Here is a 4,764-nt window from a genome sequence, read left to right as displayed (position 1 = left end):
CCTTTCAAAAGGAACAGAATCTAGTAACTGTTACTGCTTAATTCTTTATTCATTTCCACAACTTGTAAACGGTTACTACTAGATTAGTAACTACTCACTTGAGCTATACCTCCAAAACTAACCTGTTTGGATCTTCTATATAATTTTTTATTTTGACGAGGAAAGTTACCGCTCCTTTGCCGTCAATTATTCTATGGTCGTAGGAGAGGGCAACGTACATCATGGGTCTAATTTCAATTGAGTTACCCACAGCAAATGGCCTATTTTGTATTGAATGCATTCCAAGTATTCCAGATTGTGGAGGGTTTATTATTGGGGTGGAAAGGAGCGAACCGTATACTCCGCCGTTTGAAATAGTAAATGTTGCATCTTCCATTTCTGATGCTTGTAATTTACCTTCTCGTGCTTTTTTACCGAGAGCAGCCAAAGTTAGCTCAATTTCAGCAAATGACATCTGATCAACATTTCGAATAGCTGGTACAACAAGGCCTTTGTTAGTGCCAACAGCAACACCTATGTCATAGTAACGTTTGTATATGATTTCATCACCTGAAATTTCAGCGTTAATTTCAGGAATTTCTCTCAGTGCTTGCACCGCTGCCTTTATAAAGAACGACATGAAACCAAGCTTTATTCCATATTTCTTTTCAAAGGTTTCTTTATATTTTGCCCTGAGATCTATAACATTTTTCATGTTAACTTCATTAAATGTAGTTAGTATCGCAGCGGTATTTTGTGAAGCTTTTAAACGAGCAGCTATTACTTGCCTTATTTTGCTCATTTTTACTCGCTCTTCTCTCCGTTCCCCACTTGCTGCACTTTTTGGCAATTCATATTGTTTTATAGTAGGTTGTTCAGCTTTGCTCATACGACATATCACATCTGCTTTAGTTATCCTGCTTCCCATACCAGTCCCTTTAACACTTTCTGTACTGATTGCATTTTCCTCCATAATTTTACGAGCTGATGGAGCGTCTCTTTTAGCAAGACTCTCACTTTTATCTTCTTTCTTCACCTCTCCTACGGAAAGTTTTGCTAACAATTGATCAGGGCTTATTACATCACCTTCACTTACAAGAAATTCAGTTATTTGTCCTGAAGCTTCTGCAGTGAGTTCGAGTGCTGTTTTATCAGTTTCAATTTCAAAGATTAAGTCATCTACTTCTATTGCTTCGCCAATACTTTTCTTTATTTTGATTACACCTTCTGTGATCGATTCACCACCAAGAGTCTTTGGTGCTCTAATTTCTATAATCTTATTCATAAAACAACCTTTCGTACAAACTTGCTATAAATTTATACATGAAAAGAAACATATAATAAACTAATAAATTTATTTAGGATTAAAAAGGAGTTTATTATAACTCACTTTTAATTAGCCTAGCCCACACGCGCCAATCTCTCTCACCAAGATTGCTTTCGAAAGACAAAAGATCCTTTACAGCTTTTGAGCAAACTTCTTCACTCGGAATTGATAATTTCCTATTCACTTCTAACGCTAAACATTGAGTTTTGCACGCTTGCTTTAAGCGATACATACAAAACATTGCTTCTTGCATAGTCCAACCACACGTTATAGATCCATGACTACGCATTAACATTACAAAATTTTCTTTCAGGTCAGTTATTAATCTCTTTCCCTCTGCATCATCAAGCGCAAGGGAGTTATAATTATGGTAAGATATCTTGTTATAAAAGTGCATTGCCCACTGACTTACAGGAAGTATTCCATCTTTGAAAGAGGAAACTGCTACAATAGAAGGTGTATGCAAGCGAAAAATTGCTTAAATGTCCTTCTTTGCTTGATAATAAAACCATGGATTACATAACCAGTTCTATTATACTGATACTCTTTGCCCTCAATTGCACTTCCATCAAATGATACTTTCATTAATGAATTCTCATTCATTTCATTAAAGCGTATACCAAATGGATAGGTACAAAATGACTTTTGATCCTCAGAACACACTGAAAGGTGAGTATATGTATGGCCATCTAGTTCCAGGTAAGGCAAAATCTGATAGGTATATACTAAGTTTCTTTTTACCTTGCTCTTTGTTAACAGTGCCATTCTTAGTCAAAACCTTCTGAAGGTTTATACAAGATAAAGAGGTTCATAGTAAACTTATACTTTTAGTTTGAAATTAAGTATATCAAGAAAGAAATTGTTAATTCTTAGTAAATAATCCTTTGCTACACAATCTATGAAGCCTATATAGAATTTATGCTCTCAAATTGCATAATACCTTAACCATAAAAACAATTTTCTATATAATATTTTAAATGTTTTAAAGCTTAAGTTTCATGTTATTATGAATATAGATTTTAACATTATAAATAATATGATAAACATTAATACAAAGAGACAGATAACAGGATTTTTCGTATATATTATTGGCTTTTCAGGAAGTGGTAAGCTCTCTACAGCAATAGAATTATCCAATATGATAGATGCATTGATTGTAAACAGCAACTTTTCCAACAATACTCAAGTTTGCTCCATATATGATAATGTTTTTGAGCATAATCATATCCCTAAAGAAGTACAAGATAGAATATATAACATTGCACAAATTATGCTCCAGGCAATAGAAGCTTACCTAATTCACTCAAAAAATTATATATTTATCGATGAGCTAATGAAAAATAACGACCACAATACAAAGATGTATAACTCAGTAGCAGAGCTTAGTAAAAGGATGAACACACAAATTCTTCCTATAGTGCTGAGGTGTGACTTACTCACATTACAAAAGCGCATTAAATTAAAAAGGCAAAGGGAAAATAAGAAAGCCACTAATATAAGCAGCATTATAGAGAACTTTAGGACTTACGATTCATTTATACCACCAAATGCCATAGAAATAGAAAACTCGAATATGAATATAAAAGAAGTAGCCGAAAAAATAACAAGTCAGATGCACAAACTTAGCCAGATTAATAGCATTTATACAAAAGGATGATCTATAACAATTTCATATACTGAAGCTCATTTAAATATAGAGCTTCAACTTCATTTGATTTTTGTTTATTCTTTAGTCTATAATGGACTAACAGTCCTGCATGGCTAGCATCTAATTTTGGTAGATTGCAGTCCATATATGTAATGCAGTTATTGCCTGATGTCCTAGTGCCTAGACGCTGGGCGTTATGTGTTGTAGTTGGATCTGATAATGGCAATAAATTGCAATCAAACAACTGCGTATAAAATCCCTGAGAACTTTTAATTATAGCTCTAATATTTTTTTTGTTATTTGCACAAAGCAAAGACATTGCGTATGCCTGAACCTCTAATGCATTAACTCCATACAATGGCTTATTCGTAACGAGATTTATACCTTTTGCAGCTGATATACCAACTCTAATTCCAGTGAAACTTCCCGGTCCAACTACTACAGCTAAATGGTCTAACTTACTGTAGTTATAGTTGTGCTTATTGAACAGAGTGTTCAAAATTTGAAAAAACGATTCCGCATGACTATTGCTGATGGAATTGTGTTCTACAAAACAATTACCATCGTGATCAATGATCGCTATTGAACTACCAGTACCTACAGTATCAATTGCTAGAATAGACATTACCTGAGTTTATCATAGAGTTTTGTAAACCTTATAGTAAAGGCACCACTACTCATAACATTTGCTAAAGTTATTATTGGGTCAAACACTAAATATAACGCTGTGACTAACGAGAGCATTTTCGGAGAGAACTTAAGGTACTTTTCAAGCACAGGCAGCATTACCATGATTCCTCCCGCAGGAACCGCAACAATAGCAAATTTAAATAACAAAAAATAGAGAAGGAAAGTTATATAGTACGTTATATACATAACCGGAAGTAATTATCATTGATAATATTATAATAAAAACAATTACCCACCAAGTAAAAGCCAGCAGTTATTTGGTACAACAGATGATACAAGATCAGGTTGCTTTACATTTTTTTGCTCTCTTCAAGAGTAAGGGGCATAGTTGCATTACTAAACATTGCACTCATTACAGTAATAAATGCCGGTATCATATTGCTTATGCTAGTTATCCAGCTCGTGACCCTGAATGAATTTGTAGCTCCATATAAGAGAAAAATATAAAAGGTAAGTTGCAGATGTGATAATCACAAAAATTATTGAGCAATCTTTAAATACTGCAAATATAATCTAATCATGCTGCATTTTTAAAGTAAGCCCAAGTACAAATATCGGAATAACCGGTATCAAGAGTACTTTCAGAATAAACAGAAATAAACCTGACATTTTGTGTGAGAGCTCTTTGCTCTTTTTGGGTAGCAAAACAAACACCACCATGCCGGATACAAGTCCATAAACGAGAGCATAAAAGTTAGAAAGCAGTGCAGGTAGTGTAAGCAACCATAAGGAATAATTGTTTCTTCATACGTTATATCTTGTATTGAATAAGTGTTTTGTAGTATAAAATACCCAATTAAATAAGCTATTAAACTTGAAGCCAGGTTTGATAAGAAAATTGTCATAATAAGTAACAATATAAACTTTTAAAGATTAGCATAAAAATAATAAAAGGCATTATAAACAGCAAAGTTTCTTTGATGCTTAAGCTCATTGAGTACAAAAAGGCTTTCACTTCTACTGGGACCAAATGACCAAAAAATACAACTGAAGTGGTAATAACAAGTAAGGTTAGTAGTTGTAACACGCCCTAATATAGCGATATTCTACAAATAGAATGCGGCAAGTTATTTTTCAAGTAAAGCAAAACTGTCTGAACTGCTGCAGAATATTATATCTA

3 protein-coding genes and 2 pseudogenes are annotated in these 4,764 nt (G+C 33.6%); 1 reads left to right on the top strand and 4 read right to left on the bottom strand.

Translation table 11 applies throughout. The features are described 5' to 3' along the window. Window positions 1–103 precede the first annotated feature (103 nt). A complete protein-coding gene (odhB, locus tag CCY16_RS04035; protein ID WP_088415134.1) occupies window positions 104–1,264 on the bottom strand; it encodes a 2-oxoglutarate dehydrogenase complex dihydrolipoyllysine-residue succinyltransferase in 1,161 nt (386 codons plus the stop codon). Between the two features lie 94 nt (window positions 1,265–1,358). Continuing rightward, window positions 1,359–2,071: pseudogene (locus CCY16_RS04030) on the bottom strand (class II aldolase/adducin family protein). Window positions 2,072–2,342: 271 nt separating this feature from the next. Here CCY16_RS04030 and CCY16_RS04025 point away from each other — a divergent pair. Beyond that, complete coding sequence (locus CCY16_RS04025) at window positions 2,343–2,963, top strand: AAA family ATPase (protein WP_088415136.1); 621 nt, start codon at window positions 2,343–2,345, stop codon at window positions 2,961–2,963. A 1-nt stretch (window position 2,964) separates the two neighbouring features. Here the strand turns inward: CCY16_RS04025 and tsaB are convergent, their stop codons facing one another. Beyond that, window positions 2,965–3,579 carry a tRNA (adenosine(37)-N6)-threonylcarbamoyltransferase complex dimerization subunit type 1 TsaB gene (gene tsaB, locus CCY16_RS04020; protein WP_088415132.1) on the bottom strand — a complete coding sequence of 205 codons (615 nt, stop codon included), beginning with the start codon at window positions 3,577–3,579 and terminating at the stop codon, window positions 2,965–2,967. Beyond that, window positions 3,579–4,671, bottom strand: a pseudogene (locus CCY16_RS07050) (cation:dicarboxylate symporter family transporter). Before CCY16_RS07050 ends, tsaB begins: the two are co-directional and overlap by 1 nt. Window positions 4,672–4,764: the final 93 nt, after the last annotated feature.

It is taken from the genome of Wolbachia endosymbiont of Wuchereria bancrofti, assembly GCF_002204235.2.
GTDB lineage: Bacteria > Pseudomonadota > Alphaproteobacteria > Rickettsiales > Anaplasmataceae > Wolbachia.
The sequence above is the reverse complement of the archived record's forward strand: the minus strand, read 5'-3'. Positions and strand labels throughout refer to the sequence as shown.